The 18,267-nt window shown below is 72.3% G+C and carries 16 protein-coding genes and 1 riboswitch; of the genes, 3 read left to right on the top strand and 13 right to left on the bottom strand.

From position 1 onward, the window contains the following. The 5 genes from IH61_RS0111165 to IH61_RS0111145 all read right to left on the bottom strand — a co-directional run bounded on the left by IH61_RS0111165 (window position 1) and on the right by IH61_RS0111145 (window position 4,954). Entirely contained in the window at window positions 1-645 is a 645-nt protein-coding gene (locus IH61_RS0111165; RefSeq protein WP_031068309.1) for a response regulator transcription factor, read from the bottom strand. Continuing rightward, window positions 636-1,766: a sensor histidine kinase gene (locus tag IH61_RS0111160; protein WP_234327128.1), complete on the bottom strand. Its 1,131-nt coding sequence runs from the start codon at window positions 1,764-1,766 to the stop codon at window positions 636-638. Before IH61_RS0111160 ends, IH61_RS0111165 begins: the two co-directional genes overlap by 10 nt. A 5-nt stretch (window positions 1,767-1,771) precedes the next feature. Continuing rightward, window positions 1,772-2,473 carry a DedA family protein gene (locus tag IH61_RS0111155; RefSeq protein WP_031068306.1) on the bottom strand — a complete coding sequence of 234 codons (702 nt, stop codon included), beginning with the start codon at window positions 2,471-2,473 and terminating at the stop codon, window positions 1,772-1,774. Between the two features lie 111 nt (window positions 2,474-2,584). Then, window positions 2,585-3,721 carry a tRNA 2-thiouridine(34) synthase MnmA gene (gene mnmA, locus IH61_RS0111150; protein ID WP_031068304.1) on the bottom strand — a complete coding sequence of 379 codons (1,137 nt, stop codon included), beginning with the start codon at window positions 3,719-3,721 and terminating at the stop codon, window positions 2,585-2,587. 51 nt (window positions 3,722-3,772) lie between these two features. Then, window positions 3,773-4,954 (bottom strand): cysteine desulfurase family protein, encoded by a 1,182-nt coding sequence (locus IH61_RS0111145; RefSeq protein WP_031068302.1) that lies wholly within the window; start codon window positions 4,952-4,954, stop codon window positions 3,773-3,775. 180 nt (window positions 4,955-5,134) lie between these two features. Here IH61_RS0111145 and IH61_RS0111140 point away from each other — a divergent pair, with 180 nt between their 5' ends. Beyond that, window positions 5,135-5,911, top strand: a complete 777-nt coding sequence (locus IH61_RS0111140; RefSeq protein WP_031068301.1) for an IclR family transcriptional regulator — start codon at window positions 5,135-5,137, stop codon at window positions 5,909-5,911. Here IH61_RS0111140 and IH61_RS0111135 read toward each other — a convergent pair. After that, window positions 5,817-6,476, bottom strand: a complete 660-nt coding sequence (locus tag IH61_RS0111135) for a trimeric intracellular cation channel family protein (protein ID WP_031068300.1) — start codon at window positions 6,474-6,476, stop codon at window positions 5,817-5,819. The two genes, IH61_RS0111140 and IH61_RS0111135, sit on opposite strands and share 95 nt — an antisense overlap. A gap of 158 nt (window positions 6,477-6,634) precedes the next feature. Here IH61_RS0111135 and IH61_RS0111130 point away from each other — a divergent pair, with 158 nt between their 5' ends. Beyond that, on the top strand, window positions 6,635-8,032 hold the full coding sequence (locus IH61_RS0111130) for an acyltransferase family protein (RefSeq protein ID WP_051836797.1): 1,398 nt from the start codon (window positions 6,635-6,637) through the stop codon (window positions 8,030-8,032). 68 nt (window positions 8,033-8,100) lie between these two features. Here the strand turns inward: IH61_RS0111130 and IH61_RS0111125 are convergent, their stop codons facing one another. The 7 genes from IH61_RS0111125 to IH61_RS0111095 all read right to left on the bottom strand — a co-directional run bounded on the left by IH61_RS0111125 (window position 8,101) and on the right by IH61_RS0111095 (window position 16,608). After that, entirely contained in the window at window positions 8,101-9,195 is a 1,095-nt protein-coding gene (locus IH61_RS0111125; RefSeq protein WP_051836794.1) for an ABC transporter ATP-binding protein, read from the bottom strand. Between the two features lie 34 nt (window positions 9,196-9,229). Further along, window positions 9,230-10,261, bottom strand: a complete 1,032-nt coding sequence (locus IH61_RS0111120) for an ABC transporter ATP-binding protein (protein WP_051836819.1) — start codon at window positions 10,259-10,261, stop codon at window positions 9,230-9,232. Between the two features lie 92 nt (window positions 10,262-10,353). Next, the gene (locus IH61_RS0111115; protein ID WP_031068293.1) at window positions 10,354-11,364 is read right to left on the bottom strand and encodes an ABC transporter permease; all 1,011 of its coding nucleotides are present in this window, start codon (window positions 11,362-11,364) and stop codon (window positions 10,354-10,356) included. Window positions 11,365-11,480: 116 nt separating this feature from the next. Next, entirely contained in the window at window positions 11,481-13,253 is a 1,773-nt protein-coding gene (locus IH61_RS0111110; protein WP_031068292.1) for an ABC transporter substrate-binding protein, read from the bottom strand. Between the two features lie 52 nt (window positions 13,254-13,305). Continuing rightward, entirely contained in the window at window positions 13,306-14,295 is a 990-nt protein-coding gene (locus IH61_RS0111105; RefSeq protein ID WP_031068291.1) for an ABC transporter permease, read from the bottom strand. A 459-nt stretch (window positions 14,296-14,754) separates the two neighbouring features. Next, window positions 14,755-15,663, bottom strand: a complete 909-nt coding sequence (locus tag IH61_RS0111100; RefSeq protein WP_078911005.1) for an enhanced serine sensitivity protein SseB C-terminal domain-containing protein — start codon at window positions 15,661-15,663, stop codon at window positions 14,755-14,757. Window positions 15,664-15,825: 162 nt separating this feature from the next. Continuing rightward, entirely contained in the window at window positions 15,826-16,608 is a 783-nt protein-coding gene (locus IH61_RS0111095) for an enhanced serine sensitivity protein SseB C-terminal domain-containing protein (RefSeq protein WP_031068289.1), read from the bottom strand. A 187-nt stretch (window positions 16,609-16,795) separates the two neighbouring features. Next, window positions 16,796-16,902: riboswitch (glycine riboswitch) on the top strand. Between the two features lie 230 nt (window positions 16,903-17,132). Between IH61_RS0111095 and gcvT the strand changes: the two genes are divergently transcribed. Next, a complete protein-coding gene (gene gcvT / locus IH61_RS0111090) occupies window positions 17,133-18,254 on the top strand; it encodes a glycine cleavage system aminomethyltransferase GcvT (protein ID WP_031068288.1) in 1,122 nt (373 codons plus the stop codon). Window positions 18,255-18,267 lie beyond the last annotated feature (13 nt).

The raw sequence follows: 18,267 nt of genomic DNA, 5'->3' as shown, positions 1-18,267 counted from the left end.
TCAGCTCCCCAGGAAGCGCAGGACCGCCAGGACGCGCCGGTTGGTGCCGCCGTCGCGGGGCAGGCGCAGCTTGTCGAAGACGGCGTTGGCGTGCTTCTCCACCGCGCTCCTGGAGACGATGAGCTGCTCGGCGACGGCCGCGTTGGTGTGGCCCTGGGCCATCAGGGAGAGGACCTCGCGTTCGCGGTTGGTCAGCCGGTCGAGGTCGTCGGTGTGCCGGGTGCGGGCGAGGAGGCGGCGGACGACCTCCGGGTCGAAGGCCGTGCCGCCGGAGTGCACGCGGTCCAGGGCGGCCAGGAACTCCTCCACCCTCCCGACGCGGTCCTTCAGCAGGTAGCCCACGCCCTCGGTGCCGGAGGCCAGCAGTTCGACGGCGTAGCGCTGTTCGACGTACTGGGACAGCACCAGGACGCCCACCTCGGGGTGTTCGGCGCGCAGGTGCAGGGCGGCGCGCAGGCCCTCGTCCGTGTGGGTGGGCGGCATGCGGACGTCCACGACCACCACCTCCGGCGGGGCCGCGGCGACGGCGGTCAGCAGGGCGTCGGCGTCGCCGACGGCGGCGGTCACCTCGTGGCCCTCGTCGGCCAGCAGGCGGACGAGGCCCTCGCGCAGCAGCGCGGAGTCCTCGGCGATCATCAGGCGCATGGCAGTTCCGCAATCACCTTGGTCGGTCCCCCCGGTGGGCTGTCGATGCTCAGGCGTCCGTCGAGCGCGGCGATCCGGCGGGCCAGGCCGGACAGGCCCGCTCCGGCGGGGTCGGCGCCGCCGCACCCGTCGTCCCGCACCGACACCCGGACCAGGCCGGCGTCCTGACTGACCGTCACATCGATGCGGCCGGCTCCGGCGTGCTTGGCCGCGTTGGTGACGGCCTCGCGGACGGTGAAGTAGGCGGCCGTCTCGACGGCGGGGGCCGGCCGCCGGGTCAGGCCGCCGGTGAGGTGGACGGGGACGGGCGAGCGCTCGGCGTCGACGGCCAGGGCCTCGTACAGTCCGAGCTCGTCGAGGGAGGCGGGGTACACCCGCCAGGCCACCTGGCGCAGTTCCTCCAGCGCGTGCTCGGCCTCGGTCTGCGCCTGCCGGTAGAGCTCGTCGGAGCCCTTGCGGCGTGCCCGTCCGAGCAGCATCGACACCACGACCAGCCGTTGCTGGAGGCCGTCGTGCAGGTCGCGTTCGATGCGGCGCCGTTCGGCGTCGACGGCTTCGACGATCCCGGAGCGGCTGGCGGCGAGTTCGTCGATCCGGCGGCGCATCCGGGCGAGTTCGTCGGGCTCCAGGAACCGGCGGACCAGTGCGCGTTCGAGTTCCGCGACGGCGGCCAGCCCGGCGAGGTCGAGGAAGAGCAGCAGCAGGCCGACGGAGAGGAGGTATCCGGCGACCGGCCAGGTCGGGGCCATGCCGTCGAACTCGTGGCCGGTGAGCCAGCGGCGCAGCCCGGCGGTGGCCGTCCAGCCGCCCACCGCCAGCAGGAACAGGGCCCCGCCCCCGAGCAGGCCGACGGGGACGCGGCACCACAGGTAGGCGGAGGCCCGCCTCGGCTCGATCGGCTCAGAGCAATCCGGGGAATCCAGGGAGGCTGGGAAATCCGGGGAGGCCGGGGAGCCCGGGGAGCCCGGCCCGCCGCCGAGGAGCGCGGCGACGCGCCGCCGTTCGAGGGCCGCCAGCCGGACCACCGGCCCCGGGGTCCGCACCACCGCGGCGGCCGCCAGTACGGCGAGGGCGGCGAGCGCCGAGACCGCGCCCAGCGCGATGCCCGCCGCGGCGCGCACGGCCCTCACCCACGGTGCCGGGCGCTCGGGCGGCGGCGCATCCGTACCAGGAACCAGCGGGCGACGACCAGCAGCACGACCGCCACCACGCCCTTCGACACCCATCCCCCGTACTCCTCCACCAGCTGCCAGTTGTCCCCGAGCCAGTATCCCAACAGCACGAAGGCGGTGTTCCAGACCAGGCTGCCGACGGCGGTCATCAGGGTGAAGGCGGTCAGCGGCATCCGCTGGATCCCGGCCGGTACCGAGATGAGGCTGCGCACCACCGGCACCATGCGGGCGATCAGGACGGCGGTGCGGCCGTGCCGTTCGAACCAGGCTTCGGCCCTGTCCAGTTCGTGCGGACTGACGAAGGGGATGCGGGCGGCGAGCGCGCGGGTGCGGTCGCGGCCCAGGAGGGCGCCGGCGGCGTAGACGATCCAGGAGCCGACGATCGAGCCGATCGTGGTCCACAGGATGACGGCCGGCAGGCTCAACCGGCCCTGTCCGGCGGCGAATCCGGCGATCGGGAGGATGACCTCGCTGGGGATGAACGGCAGGACGGTGTCGACGAGGTTGGTCAGGCCGGCGCCCGGGGCGCCGAGGCTTCCCATCACGTCGGCGGCCCAGCCGGCGATGCCGCCGGCGGGCTCGGCGGAGGAGGCGAGGAGCGGTGGGGCGAGGAGGGACGAGGCGAGGAGGGATGAGGCGTTCGGCGTTGCGATCATGCCGTCCACGCTAGGAACCCGCCGGGGCCGCCACCATGAGGTCGACCGCCCGCTTCCCCTGCGGAAAACCGCAGGAGGACCCGCAGGAGAAGCCGGCCGGGGCGTCGTCGCTCAGGCCGTCAGGGCCGGGCGCTCCGTCGTGGCGATGGTGGCCGAGCCGACCACGCGGGTGCCGTCGTAGAGGACCACGGCCTGCCCGGGGGCGATGCCGCGGGCCGGGGTGTCCAGCCGCACGTGGAGCTCGCCGTCGACCACGGTGGCGGCCACGGGGACCTCCTCGCCGTGGGCACGCAGCTGGGCGGTGTAGCGGCCGTCGGCGAGGGCCTCGGTGCCGCACCAGCGGGGGCGGATGGCGGTCAGCCCGACCACGTCCAGGCCCTCGACCGGTCCGACGGTCACGGTGTTGTTCACCGGCGAGATGTCGAGGACGTACCGCGGCTTGCCGTCCGCCGCCGGGCGGCCGATGCGCAGGCCCTTGCGCTGGCCGATGGTGAAGCCGTACGCGCCGTCGTGCTCGCCGAGCTTGGTGCCGTCCGTGTCGAGGATGTCGCCGGTGGCGGTGCCGAGGTGGCGGGCGAGGAAGCCCTGGGTGTCGCCGTCCGCGATGAAGCAGATGTCGTGGCTGTCGGGCTTCTTGGCCACGGCCAGGCCGCGCCGCTCGGCCTCCTCCCGGATGGCCTCCTTGGTGGTGTCGCCGAGCGGGAAGAGCGAGTGGGCGAGCTGGTCGGCGTCGAGCACGCCGAGGACATAGGACTGGTCCTTGGCGGAGTCGACGGCCCGGTGCAGCTCGCGCGAGCCGTCCGGAAGGTCGACGATGCGGGCGTAGTGCCCGGTGCAGACGGCGTCGAAGCCGAGGGCGACCGCCTTGTCGAGCAGCGCCGCGAACTTGATCTTCTCGTTGCAGCGCAGGCAGGGGTTGGGCGTGCGGCCGGCCGCGTACTCGGCCACGAAGTCGTCGATGACGTCCTCGCGGAAGCGCTCGGCGAGGTCCCAGACGTAGAACGGGATGCCGATCACGTCGGCCGCCCGCCAGGCGTCGCGCGAGTCCTCGATGGTGCAGCAGCCGCGGGCGCCCGTGCGGAAGGACTGCGGGTTGGCGGACAGCGCCAGGTGGACGCCCGTCACCTCGTGCCCCGCTTCGACGGCGCGCGCGGCGGCGACGGCGGAGTCGACTCCGCCGGACATCGCCGCGAGCACGCGCAGACGGCCGGTGGAAGGGGTGGTCGGGGCGCCCGGGAAGTCAGTCATGATGGCAACAAGGGTACGGGGTGGCCGCCCTGTTCCCGACAGCCGCGATGATCACCGCCGTACGGACGCCAGCCCCGCGTTGCGCGCCCGCTGCACCGCCGGCCCGATCGCCTCCACCAGCTCCGTCACGTCCTCCCGCACCGAGGTGTGCCCGAGCGAGAACCGCAGGGAGGCCCGCGCCAGCAGCGGGTCCACGCCCATGGCGAGCAGCACGTGGCTGGGCTGCGGCACCCCGGCCGAGCAGGCGGAGCCGGTGGAGCACTCGATGCCGGCCGCGTCGAGCAGCATCAGCAGGGCGTCGCCCTCGCAGCCGGGGAAGGAGAAGTGGGCGTTGGCGGGAAGCCGACCCTCGGGGGCCCGGTCCCCGTTGAGCACCGCGTCCGGGACGGCGGCCAGCACGCCCGCGACCAGCTCGTCGCGCAGCGCCCCGAGCGTCAGCGCGTGCTTCTCCCGGTGCTCGACGGCCCAGGCGGTGGCGGCCGCGAAGCCGGCGGCGGCGGGGGCGTCGAGGGTGCCGGAGCGCACGTCGCGCTCCTGCCCGCCGCCGTGCAGCAGCGGGACGGGCGCGGCCCCGCGCGACAGCAGCAGGGCGCCGATGCCGAACGGACCGCCGATCTTGTGGCCGGTGACGGTGAGCGCGGTGAGCCCGGAGTCGGCGAAGGAGACCGGCACCTGGCCGAGCGCCTGCACCGCGTCCGCGTGCATCGGGATGCCGAACTCGGCGGCCACGGCGGTGAGTTCGTGCACAGGCTGGACGGTGCCGACCTCGTTGTTGGCCCACATCACGGTGACCAGGGCGACGGAGGACGGGTCCCGTTCGATCGCCGCGCGCAGCGCCTCGGGGTGCACCCGGCCGAGCGCGTCCACCGGCAGGTACTCGACCTCCGCGCCCTCGTGCTCGGAGAGCCAGTGCACCGCGTCCAGCACCGCGTGGTGCTCGACCGGGCTGCACAGCACCCGGGTGCGGGCCGGGTCGGCGTCGCGGCGGGCCCAGTACAGGCCCTTGACGGCCAGGTTGTCGGACTCGGTGCCGCCGCCGGTGAGCACGATCTCGCTCGGGCGCGCGCCCAGCGAATCGGCCAGCGATTCGCGGGCCTCCTCCACCACCCGGCGGGCGCGGCGGCCGGCCGCGTGCAGGGACGAGGGGTTGCCGACCACCCCCAGGTGCGCCGACATCGCGGCGATCGCCTCGGGCAGCATCGGCGATGTCGCCGCATGGTCCAGGTATGGCATAACCCCCCGATTGTAGTGGGCCGCCCGGGGCGCCGTTCCCGGCCCGCACCGATCCGGCCAACCCGCCCCGCCCGGCCCGTGCCGCCCGACGGACACCGGCGTCCGGTACCGGTTTGTACCGGTGCGCCACCCAGCGGTTAGCCTGACGAGCACTTCTCTCCAGACCTCCCGGGGGCCGCCATGTCGCAGTCGGTCGACCGCGCGCTGACGCTGCTCGCCGCGCTCGGCGACGGCCCGCTCTCCCTCGACCAGGCTTCCGCCCGCCTCGGCGTGCACAAGTCGACGGCGCTGCGCCTGCTGCGCGACCTGGAGGAGCACGGCTTCGCCCGCCGGGAGCCCGACCTGCGCTACCGCCTCGGCGGCCGGCTGCTGTCGCTGGCCCACCGGGCGCTGGAGGAGATCGACGTCCGCGAGGTGGCCGCGCCGCACCTCGCGGCGCTGAGCTCGCGCTGCGGCTACACCGTCCAGCTGGCGGTGCTGCACGACGGCGAGGTCCTGTACGTGGACGAGGTGGCCGGGCACTGGGCCGAGCGGCCGCCGCGGATCGGGCGCCGGGCGCCGGTGACGGGGACGGCGGTGGGCCGGGTGCTGCTGGCCGGGCTTCCGCAGGACGACGCCCGCGAGGAGGAGCTGCCGCCCGAGCTGGCGGCGGTGCGCCGGCGCGGCTGGGCGGCGGAGTCGGCCGAGCACCGGGAGCCGGTGACCTGCGTGGCCGCGCCGGTGGCGGGCAGCGACGGCCGTGCGGTGGCGGCCTGCGCGCTGAGCGCCCCGGCCAGCCGGGTGGCCCCGGCGGAGCTGGCCCGCATGGTGCCGGAGCTGCTCTGCACGGCGGAGGCGATCTCGCTGGCGTACGGCGGCTCGCCTACTCCTCGCTGGTGCGAGAACCGTTGCGGCGCCAAGCCCGCGGCGCACGCCAGCCGTACTTCAGGGCGAGCATCCGGAGCCCGAAGGCGGTGAGCGCGGCGGCGGTGCCGGTGATGCCCGTGAGCCGGTCCAGGCCGATCAGGACGGCCACCAGCGCGGCCCCGACCAGCGCCGGGACGGCGTAGATCTCCCGGTCCCAGCGCAGCAGCGAGGGGATCTCCCCGGCCAGCACGTCACGGATCACCCCGCCGCCGGCGGCGGTGACCATCCCGAGCGCGACGGCCGAGACCGCGCCCAGCCCGTAGTCGTGCGCCTTGGCGGTGCCGGTGACGCAGAACAGCCCGAGCCCGAGCGCGTCCAGCGTCTGCACCGCCCGGTTGATCCGCTCCACCTCGGGGTGCAGGAAGAACACCACCAGCGCGGCGGCCAGCGGCGTGACGAAGTACCCGAGGTTGGTGAAGGCCGCGACGGGCGTGGCCCCGATCACCAGGTCCCGCATCACCCCGCCACCCAGGGCGGTGACCTCGGCCAGCACGGCGATGCCGAAGATGTCCATGTTCTTGCGGACGGCGAGCAGGCCCCCGGACAGGGCGAAGACGAAGATGCCGACGAGGTCCAGCGACTGCTGCACGTCGGAGGGGAAGATCTGGGAGGTCACGGAGACAACTATGACCCGTCCGGAACCCTCCCCTCCGCGTACGGCCGCCCCGCCCGGAACCGCCCCCGGATCACGACCCGGCCACGAAGTGCCCCCGAGGGCCCGTTCCTCCTTCCTCGGACGATCCCCGCGCCCCGGCGTCGGCTAGCCTCCCGCCTGTGAAGCTGATCGAACGCGTATCCAGGCGACGCACGGGCGGTCGCACCGCCGAGGGCGCTCCCGCCTCCCCCGCCTCGTCGAGACTCGCCTGGCTCGACGCGCTGCGCGGCATAGCCGCCCTGTCGGTCGCGGTGTACCACCTCGCGCTGCCGTTCTACTGGGTGCCCCACGGCACCAAGGTTCCCGCGTACGCGGACCCCGGGGTATTCGGCGTGATGCTGTTCTTCCTGGTCAGCGGGTACATCATCCCGGCCTCCCTGGAGCGGCGGGGTGACGTCCGCGGGTTCTGGGCGGGCCGGTTCTTCCGGATCCTCCCGGTCGTGATCCTCACCGTGGTCGGCAGCCTCCTGGTCCTGCCCCGGCCGTACACGGTGGTGCAGGGCTTCGCCTTCGACCACCCGCTGCTGTCCACGGTGGCCAACGGCCTGATGCTGCAGGACATGATGGGCGTCCCCAACATCGTCGGCGTGATGTGGACGCTCACCTACGAGATGATCTTCTACTACTTCGTGACGGCCCTGTTCGTCATGGGGTGGCACCGCAGGAGCGCGCCCATCGCGATCGGCTTCGCGGGCTTCGCCCTGGTGCTCGGCGGCTGGCTGGCCCTCGGAACCATCTCCACCGACCTGGCCTCGACCCGGCACCTCGTCGGCGCCGCCGCCCTGGTCGTCCTCATGGCGATGGCGTGCATCTTCACCGGTCGCCTCGACATGACCCGCTGGGGCGGGCTCATGCTCGGCGGTCTCGGGCTGACGCTGATCCTGCTGAACAGCCGGTCCACCGGCTTCGAGACCATGATGATCTTCGCGACGATGTTCGCGGGCACCGTCCTCTACCGCCTGGAGCACGGCCAGATCGACCGGCTCCCGGCCCTGCTGACCTGCACCTTCGTGGCCGTCTCCGGCGTCGTGGTCGGCTACCTCTACAACCACGGCGCGGCCATGGGCCGGACCTTCACCGGCGGTTCGTGGAAGGCGTTCTCCTTCGCCTACCTCGCCGCCTGGGTGGTGTTCGCGGCCGGAATGCTGCTGCGCAAGCGCCGCTGGCCGCGCTGGCTCAGCTGGCTGGGCTCCATCAGCTTCTCGGTCTACCTGCTGCACAACCCTCTGATCCACGGCATGAACTGGCTGCTGGAGGGGCACGCACCGATCGTCACCTGGAAGGACCGGGGCATCCAGTTCACCGCGTTCATGGGCGCGCTGGTACTGGTGAGCTACCTCTCCTACCGGCTGGTGGAGATCCCGTTCCAGAACCTCGGCCGCAAGGCCGTGAAGGCCGTCAACCGCCGCTTCCCGGCCGCCGCCCCCGCGGCCCCGGCCATTCCCGGCCAGGCGGCGCAGACCCCCGAGGCTCCTGCGACGGCCGCGGCGGAGCAGGTGCTCACCGGCTCCCGCTGAGGCCCGTACGCAAGAAGTCCGCCCGTCCCCGAACGTCAGGGGCGGGCGGACTTCTTGCGTACAGCGGCTCAGGCGGCCGGCTCCGCCTCCGTGCTCTCCGGGCTGCGCCGGCCGTTCCCCTCGTTCCCCTCGGTTCCCTCGGGGAAGTGGCACGCCACCTGGTGGCCGGTGGCCAGGGTGGCCAGCGGCGGCTCCTGGCTCGCGCAGACGTCCTGGGCCTTCCAGCAGCGGGTGCGGAAGCGGCAGCCGCTGGGCGGGTTGATCGGCGAGGGGACGTCGCCCTTGAGCAGGATGCGCTCGCGGCCCGAGCGCTGGCGCCGGCGCGGGTCGGGGACGGGCACCGCGGACATCAGGGCCGTGGTGTACGGGTGGCGCGGGTTGCGGTAGAGCGAGTCGCGGTCGGCGATCTCGACGATCTTGCCGAGGTACATCACCGCCACCCGGTCGGAGACGTGCCGGACCACCGAGAGGTCGTGCGCGATGATCAGGTACGTCAGGCCGAGCTCCTTCTGGAGGTCGTCCAGCAGGTTGACGACCTGGGCCTGGATGGAGACGTCGAGCGCGGAGACCGGCTCGTCGGCGACGATCATCTTGGGCCGCAGGGCGAGCGCCCGGGCGATGCCGATGCGCTGGCGCTGGCCGCCGGAGAACTCGTGCGGGTAGCGGTTGTAGTGCTCGGGGCTGAGCCCGCACAGCTCCAGCAGGTCCTGGACGGCCTTCTTGATCCCGCCCTCGGGGGTCGCGTTCTGCAGTTTGAAGGGCGCGCTGACGATGGTGCCGACGGTGTGCCGGGGGTTCAGCGAGGAGTACGGGTCCTGGAAGATCATCTGGATGTCGCGCCGCAGCGGCCGCATCGCCCCGACCCCCAGGTGGGTGATGTCGGTGCCCTCGAACTCGACGGTCCCGCCGGTGGGTTCGTCGAGCCGGGTGACGAGTCGGCCCATGGTCGACTTGCCGCAGCCGGACTCGCCGACGACGCCGAGCGTCTCGCCCGCGTTGACGGTGAAGTCGATGCCGTCGACGGCCCGCACGGCGCCGGTCTGGCGCTGCAGCAGCCCGCCGCGGATCGGGAAGTGCCGGGTCAGGCCGGTCACCTTCAGCAGCGGCTCGCGGTCCGCGGCCGGAGCGGTCGCGGTGGTCCCGGCCGCCTGAGTGTCCGTCATCGGTTCTCTCCAGGATGGTGGTACGGGGCCTGGCTCACAGCCGGGGCGCGATCTCTTCGGTGAAGATGCGGTGCCGGTCGGCCGCGGGCAGGTGGCAGGCCGCGAAGTGCCCGGGGGTGGCCTCGGCCAGCACCGGCACCTCGTTCTCCGAGCGCCCGCCGGTCTGCGACGCGTACGGGCAGCGCGGGTGGAAGGCGCAGCCGGACGGCACGTTGATCAGGCTGGGCGGGGTGCCCCTGACCGGCACCAGCCTGTCCTGCAGTTCGCGGTCGAGGCGGGGCATCGAGCCCAACAGGCCCCAGGTGTAGGGGTGTTCGGGCGCGTCGAAGAGGGTCTCGGCGGGGCCGCGCTCGACGCACTTGCCGCCGTACATGACGAGGATCTCGTCGGCGAGCTCGGCGACCACCCCGAGGTCGTGGGTGATGATGATGACGGCGGAGCCGAACTCGTCCTGGAGGTCGCGGATGAGGTCCAGGATCTGCGCCTGGACGGTGACGTCGAGGGCGGTGGTGGGCTCGTCGGCGATCAGCAGCGAGGGGTCGTTGACGAGCGCCATGGCGATCATCGCGCGCTGGCGCATGCCGCCCGAGAACTGGTGCGGGTAGTCGTCCGCCCGCCGGTCGGGCTGCGGGATGCCGACGCGGGCGAGCATCTCGACCGCTCGGGTCCGGGCCTGCTTCTTGGTCGCCTCGGGGTGGTGCACCCGGTACGCCTCGACGATCTGGGCGCCGACCGTGTAGTACGGGTGCATCGCGGTCAGCGGGTCCTGGAAGATCATCGCCAGTTCGCGGCCGCGCAGTTGGCGCACCCGGTCCGGTCCGGCGGCGATCAGGTCCTCGCCGTCGAGGCGGATCTCGCCGCTGATCAGGGCCCGCTTGGAGCGGTGCAGGCCCATGATGCCCAGCGAGGTGACGGACTTGCCGGAGCCGGACTCGCCGACGATGCCGAGGGTGCGGCCCTTGTGCAGGTCGAAGCTGACGCCGTCCACCGAGCGGACGAGGCCGTCGTCGGTGTCGAAGTGGATGCGCAGGTCGCGCACCGACAGGAACGGGTCCCCGGCGGGCAGGCGCGGCGCGGCGTCGGCTGCGGCGGCGTCGGCTGCGGCGTCCGAGGACTGGGGGTCCTCGGGCTGCGGCGTCGCGGTCTTGTCGAGGTCGGTCACGAGATCCTCACCCGGGGGTCGACGAGGGCGTACAGGAGGTCGACCACGAGGTTGCAGACGACGATGAAGAAGGCGGCGAGCAGCGTGACGCCGAGGATCTTCGGCAGGTCGTTGTCGGAGATCGCCTGGACGGCGAACTGGCCGACGCCCTGGAGCGAGAAGACCTGCTCGGTGATCAGCGCACCGCCGAGCAGCAGACCGAGGTCCATGCCGAAGATGGTGATGATGGGCGTGAGCGCGGAGCGCAGCCCGTGCCGGACGACGACCTTGCGCTCGGCCAGGCCCTTGGCCCGGGCGGTGCGGATGTAGTCCTCGCTCATGGTCTCCAGCATCCCGGCCCGGGTGAGGCGGGCGTAGAGCGCGGAGTAGAGGAAGGCCAGCGAGATCCAGGGGAGGATCAGGTTGCGGGCCCAGCTGAGCGGGTCCTCGGTGAAGTCGACGTACTGCAGGTTGTCGAGGATGGGCCACTCGTAGCTGAACAGGGTCAGCAGCAGGGCGCCGGTGAAGAACACGGGCAGCGAGACGCCGGCCAGGGCGACGCCCATGGCGAGCCGGTCGAAGATCGAGCGCGGCTTGAGGGCGGAGACGACACCGGCGGCGACGCCGGAGACGAGCCAGATGACCGCTGCACCGGTGGCCAGCGAGATGGTGACCGGGATGCGGCTGGTCATCTCGGGCCAGACCTCGAGGTGGTTCTTGAAGCTGTAGCCGAAGCAGGGCACGTTGCAGGTGGCCGGTTCCGGGCCGAACTGGTACTCGGCGCCGGTGAACAGCGCCTTCAGGAAGTTCCAGTACTGGGTGTACAGCGGCTGGTCGAGGCCGAGGTTCTGCTTGACCGCCGCGATCGTCTCGGGTGACGGGTTCTTCCCGATGTACTGGGCGGCCAGCTGGTCGACGGTCTCGCCGGCGAGCCGCGGCAGCAGGAAGAAGATCGCGAAGGTGACCGCGCTGACCACCAGGAGCAGCACCAGGGCCGCGAAGATCCTGCGGATGATGTAGGCAAACACAGTTGGGCGGCTCCGGCGCCCGCCGCCGTCCGGGATCGTCCGGACCGGCGGCGGGCGCCGCTGCCTTCACCTGCCTTCAGGGATGCGGAGCCGTGCTCGTGCTCTCGCTCGGGCTCTTACTTGGTGGTGCCGATGTTCAGGTAGTCGTACTCACCTGAGAAGGCGGGGGTGGAGCCGAGGTTGGTGGCGCTGTCCGGGCGGTACAGGAAGACCTTGAAGTAGGTCAGCGGCACGATCGTGGCCGAGTCCATGACCTTCTTGTCGATCTGGCCGTAGATCTTCTCGCGGGCGGCGCGGTCCGGGTTGACGGCCGCGTCGTCGAGCAGCTTGTTGACGTCGGGGTCGTTCAGCTGCTGGAGGTTGCTGTTGCCGGACGCCTTGATCGCGCGGCCGTCGACGATCTGCTGGAGGAAGCCGTAGCCGGTCGGCCAGTCGGCGCCCCACTGCATCATCATCAGGCCGATGTTGTGGTCCTGGGTGAACTGCGGGGCACCCGCGTTGTCCGTCAGGTACTTGCCCTGCGGGTACTGCTGGATCTCGACGTTGATGTTGAACTTCTTCAGCGCCGCCTGGATGGAGGTGGCCGCCTGGACCTCGGCGGTGCGCTCGGTGCGGGCGCTCAGCACGGTGCTGAAGCCGTCGGCCTTGCCGCACGCCTTGAGGGCGTCCTTGGCCTTGGCCTCGTCACCCTTGTTGTCCTTCGTCTCGAAGGCGTTGAAGTCCTGGTGGCCCGGGATGTCCGGCGGGAGGACGGTGTTGGCGATCTGGCCGCGGATCGGGCCGCCGAAGGCGGTCTGGACCGAGACCTTGTCGATCGCGTACTGGATGGCCTGGCGGCACTCCAGCTTGTCGAACGGCGCGACCTTGCTGTTGATCGCCACATAGGTCAGGCGGCCGCCGTAGGCGTTGTCGGTCTTCGCCTTGAGCTTCGGGTCGCGCAGGATCTGCGCCTGGGTCTGCGGGTCGACGCCGCCGCCGACCAGGTCGACCTGGGCGTTGCCGGCCATCAGGTCCTTGTCGATGGTGGCCTGGTCGATGTTCATCTTGAGCACGATCTTGTCCGCGAGCTGCTTGCGGATCGGGTCGCTGCTCGCGCTCCAGTTCTCGTTCGGCACCAGGACGGCCTGCTTGCCGTCCTCGTACGTCTGGAACTTGTAGCTGCCCGAGGAGAGCACGTGCTTGACGTAGTCGGAGCCCGTGTCCTTGGCCTGCGGGACGGGGGCGGTCTGCGGGGCGCTGACCAGGTAGTCGAAGTCCGCGAACGCGTGCTTCAGGTGGAAGACCACCGTCGTGTCGTCGGGGGTCTCGATCGACTTGAGACTGCCCTCCTTGTCCTTGTACGGACCGGCGTACGGGGTCTCGTTGTCGACCAGCAGCTCCTTGAAGTACGTCGGGCCGTTGGAGTTCACGTCCGGCGCGAAGTTGGAGCGCTCGACGGCGTACTTGACGTCCTTCGAGGTGATCGGGGTGCCGTCGTCGTACTTCAGACCGGCGCGCAGCTTGTACGTCCAGGTCAGGCCGTCCGGGCTCGGCTGCCCGAGGGACTCGGCCAGGTCGGGGACGAGCTTGTTGCCCGCCTCGCCCGCGGCCGGGTTGAAGGTGGTGAGCGGACGGCCGTACAGCCGCGAGAAGTTGTAGATGTAGGCGTAGTACGTGTTGCCCGGGTCGAGCGAGTCCGGGGTGCCCTTCATCTCGTAGGTGACCGTCCCTCCCTTCTTGTCCGAGACGTTGACGATGTTCTTGGTGGCGGCGTTCTCGCCGGCGCTCGAGTCGTTGGTGCCGGCCGAGGCGGACGAGGAGCCGCCCTTGGAGCTCGAGCCGCAGCCGGTGACGACCAGGACCGCGGCGGCGGCCGCGGCGGTCAGCGCGACAGTACGTGACCTACGCATGGGTGAGATCAACCCCTTGAGGATGTGGAGGAAGGAGGATTCTGACGGGACGTCAGTTGCTCTTGGGATCGAGGGCGTCGCGGAGCCCGTCGCCGAGAAGGTTGAACGCGAGCACGGTGATGAAGATCGCCATACCGGGCACCACCATGTACTGGGGGTCCACCTGGTAGAACTGGATGGCGTCGCGGAGCATCCCGCCCCAGGACGCCTGCGGCGGCTGGATGCCGACGCCGAGGTAGCTGAGGCCGGCCTCGAAGAGGATGTTGGTCGGGATCAGCAGGGTCGAGTAGACCAGGATCGGACCGACCAGGTTCGGCAGCAGCTCCTTGAACAGGATGAACGGGCCGCGGGCGCCGAGACTGCGGGCCGCGTGGACGAACTCCCGCTCGCGCAACGAGAGCGTCTGGCCTCGCACGATCCGGCCCATGTAGGGCCAGTTGAAGAAGCCGATCACGAAGATCAGCACCGCCATGTGCATCGGCAGGCCGTGCAGGCCGAAGGCGCCGCCCTGCAGCGAGGCCGAGATGGCGATCGCGAACAGCAGCAGCGGGAACGCCAGGAAGATGTCCATCAGCCGACTGATCAGGGTGTCGACCCAGCCGCCGTAGTAGCCCGCCACGACGCCGAGGACGGTGCCGATGGTGTTGGAGAGCACGGTCGCGCCGAAGGCGACCAGCAGCGAGACCCAGGAGCCCTCGATGACACGGGAGAGCAGGTCGCGGCCCTGGACGGTGTCGACGCCGAGCGGGTGGTCCGCGCTCATCCCGCCCCAGTCGCCGAACGGGATGCCGCCGAGGTCGGCGTCCAGGAGATCCTGGTGGAGGGCGTCGGGGTCGAGCCCGAACAGCGCCTCGATCGGCTTGGCCAGCACGGCGAGGGTGATCAGCAGGATCACCACGATGCCGCCGGCGACGGCGGCCTTGTCCCGCTTGAAGCGGGTCCAGGCTATGCGGCCGAGGGAACGGCCCTCGATCTTCTTGGCCGGGTCCGCGGAGGCCGGGGCCTCCGGTTCGTTCCCGGCGGTTGCTACGGGTGCGGTCATGGTCAGTTGGTCCCCTCGCCGACGGTGGCCGGCCCACGGGCGCCGGTCGCCGGGGGTCGGCGGTACGGCTGGCAGCGGACGTGCGGAGGTGCGTATGAGAACGGGTGCGCGCGGCCCTGGGCCGTGCGCGGAGGTACTGCCACCACGCGGGATGGGCGTCGCGTGGATCGAGCGGTCGGCGTGCGCGTTCACCTTCGTGGGGTTACCAGTTCGCGCTGTGCTTTTCGTTGTGCGCAGAACTCTCTGTCATCCGAACTGGCTTGCGCCAGCCCTGCCAGGCGAGAGATGCCCAACTGTGATCTGTGCGCATGCACCTCCCGGGCTCGCGGCATATCCCTCTTCACACGGCTGTAACAGCCATGTCAAGATGCCCCCGACACCCGTCCGGAAACTCCTCAGGAAGACACCGAAGCCGACCTGACGGTGCATCAGGTCGGCTTCATCGCAGAGGTTCGGCGATCAGCGCGCCGGGTACCCGGGCCAGGCCCCCGAGGGCGGCTGCCCGGGCCATCCGCCGGTCGGCGGCTGGGGCTGGGGCTGGTGCGGATAGCCGTACGGGCCCGCGGGCCGCTGCGGGTACACCGGCGGCCGCCCGGCCTCCCGGTCGTAGAACGGCCGGGCGTTGGCGCGCATCCACAGCGCCACCGGGTCGAACTCGTCCGCCATCGCCACCGTGGACACCGCCAGCCCCTCCGGGGCCACCGCGATCGCCCGCTGCATCAGCGCGCGCACCGCCTCCACCGCCGGCGGCGAGCTCTCGTACAGCTCCAGCCCGATCGCCAGGTACGGCTCCCCCACCGAGGGCTGCACCCACGCCCGGCGCAGCGCCCGTACGGCGCGCACCTCGGCGGCCTGGCGCTCCAGCAGCGCGAAGAACTGCTGGGCGTTGACCTGCGGCTCGCTCAGCTTCAGCGGCCCGGCCGGCAGCCGGTCCAGCCCGGCGGCGATCCGCCGCAGGTCCGCCCAGGGCACGCCGACGCCGCCGCCGGGGGCGTGCGGATTCAGCCACAGGCCCCAGCGCGTCCGGTACAGCGAGGCGGCGATCTCCCGCCCGGAGATCACCTCGTGGGCCCGCGTCCAGCCCGAGGCCGTCAGCTGCTCGGGGGAGGTGACGGCCGGCGCGTAGCCGTGGCCGCTGATCTCCATGTTCCCGTACTGGGCGTCGGGGCTGCCCGGCGTGCCGTGCCACAGCAGCATCCAGACCTGGCCCGCGGCCAGGGCGTGCAGCAGCTGCTCGTACGCCTCGTAACGCTCCGGTGCGACCTCGCGCAGGGCGCGCTCCAACGCGCCCGGGTCCGCCCCGGGGCGCCCGGCCGGTGCCTGGCCCCAGGGCCCCGGTCCACCGACCGCTCCCGCTCCCGCACTCATGCGCCCACCTCGCCGCGCCTCTTTCGCTCATCCCGCCGGCCGTCAGCCGTCTGCACGCACCCTATGGCGCGGCAGAGGGCCACCGCCACGGCGACGTGCCTTCGACAGAACTTCGACAGAACACCGCTCGAGAACCCCGCTCACGCCCGGCTCGCGCCCGGCTCACACCCGCGAGTAGAACGGCATCACCCGGGTGAGCAGCCACTCGACCACCGGGTCGTCGGCGAGGTCGAGCAGCACGAGGTGGACGCCACCGGGCAGCGGCGCGGTTCCCAGCGCCCGGCCGAGTGCCTCGTTCACCGCCGCGGGGTCCGCCGGGGCCGCCTGGTCCAGCTGGACGCCCACGAACATCACGGTCGCCTCGCCCTCGATGCTCGCCAGCGCCCGGCGCGCGGTCAACACCCCGGGCAGGGCCGCCAGTTCGGCCCGGCAGGCGGCGAGGAAGTACTCCGGGTCCTCCCCCGGCACGGGCTCGCGCAGCGCGACCCGCCCGCCGGTGGGCGCCTCCGGGTGCTCCCACCTGTCCTCCCGGGGCCCGCGGCGCAGCTCGGCCACCCCCTGCGGAGGCACCGGGATGCCCACCGCGGCCTCCGGATTGACGGCGATCCCCACGCCCAGCGGCAGCCCCCGGGCGAACTCCCAGACCGGCGCGACCGCGAAGGCCATCCCCGGTGCCTGCTGCAGGAACACCTCCTGCGAGGAGAAGACGGGCACGTACGGGTCCCCGCCCAGCTCGATCGTCGGCAGGTCCAGCCCCTGCCCCTGCGGGTCTCCCCCGGCGGGCAGCGGGATCCACACCTGGCTGCGGCCCAGCACCTCGAACACCCGGGGCGTCGCCCCCGGATCGCCCAGCGCGGCGGTCAGCACCTGCTCCAGCTCGTTGGCCGGCCACGCGCCCCCGGACGGCGCCGCCTCCGGGCCGCCCCACCCCTGCTGCTGCTCCACGGGTATCCCATCCGCCGCCGTACCGCCGGCCGCCCTGTGCCGCACCGACGCGCAGCAGTTTAGGGCCCTTGTTCGGTACGGGCGGCCGGTGTGACGAGGTCCCCTCTCCCTTGAACGACCCGGACGTGCCATGATGTCCGCGTCCGACGGCATGCGCCGCGGGCCCCACAACTCCACACCGGCCGCTCGAACCCGTGCGGGAGAGCCCGGAGTGCCGCCTCGAGGCGGTACGGCCGGCGCCGAAGGAGCAAGTCCTCCCCGGAATCTCTCAGGCCCCCCTACCGCACGGGTTAGGCACATCTGGAAAGCGGCGCACGGCCCCGGTCGTGCGCCCACCCACGGTGCAAGCCGCCATGCCGTGCCCGAAGCTGGTTTCGGGCAGGTGTGCGGTGAAGCTCTCAGGTCCGACGACAGATGGGGAGACCCACGCCGCCGCATGCCCGCGCGCAGGGTCGGTCCCGAGCGGGCCCGGTCCGGCGCGCGCACCCCTGAGTGCCCCTGCCCCGACCGAGGAGTTCCTGGCCATGTCGTCCCTCCGCCTGACCGCGCTCGACGCGCTGCACCGCAGCCTCGGCGCCACCATGACCGACTTCGCCGGCTGGGACATGCCGCTGCGCTACGGCAGCGAGCGCGAGGAGCACCTCGCCGTCCGCACCCAGGCCGGTCTGTTCGACCTCTCGCACATGGGCGAGATCACCGTCACCGGCCCGCAGGCCGGCGAGATGCTCGACCACGCCCTGGTCGGCTTCGTCTCCGCCCTCGGCGTGCTGCGCGCCCGCTACACGATGATCTGCGCCGAGAACGGCGGCATCCTGGACGACCTGATCGTCTACCGCCTGCGCGAGGACGCCTTCCTGGTCGTCGCCAACGCCTCCAACGCCCAGCTGGTCCTCGACGAGCTGATCGCCCGCGCCAAGGGCTTCGACGCCGTCGTCACCGACGACCGCGACACCTACGCCCTGATCGCCGTCCAGGGCCCGGAGGCCACCGCGATCCTGGCCGACACCACCGACGCCGACCTGCCCGGCCTCAAGTACTACGCGATCCTCCCGGCCCAGGTCGCCGGCCGCCAGGTGCTGCTGGCCCGCACCGGCTACACCGGCGAGGACGGCTTCGAGATCTTCTGCGCCCCGGCCGACGCCGAGCCGATCTGGCAGGCGCTGACCGGCGCCGGCGAGGGCCGCGGGCTCGTCCCGTGCGGCCTGTCCTGCCGCGACACGCTGCGCCTGGAGGCCGGCATGCCGCTGTACGGGCACGAGCTCTCCACCGACCTCACCCCGTTCGACGCGGGCCTGGGCCGGGTCGTCCGCTTCGACAAGACCACCAACGACGGCGCCTTCGTCGGCCGCGCCGCCCTGGAGCAGGCCGCCGCCGCGGCCGAGACCAACCCGCCGAAGGTCCTGGTCGGCCTGGTCTCCGAGGGCAAGCGCGTGCCGCGCGCCGAGTACACCGTGGTGTCCACCGACGGTGCCCCGATCGGCCGGATCACCTCCGGCGCGCCGTCCCCGACGCTCGGCAAGCCGATCGCCATGGCGTACGTCGACGCCGCCCACGCCGCCCCCGGCACCACCGTCGCGGTGGACGTGCGCGGCAAGCACGAGCCGGTCCAGGTCGTGGCGCTGCCCTTCTACAAGCGCGCCCGCTGACCCACGCGTTTCC

It is taken from the genome of Streptomyces sp. NRRL WC-3742, from assembly GCF_000720635.1.
In the GTDB taxonomy this organism is placed as follows: Bacteria; Actinomycetota; Actinomycetes; order Streptomycetales; family Streptomycetaceae; genus Kitasatospora.
This window is presented reverse-complemented; position numbering and strand designations above follow the sequence as displayed.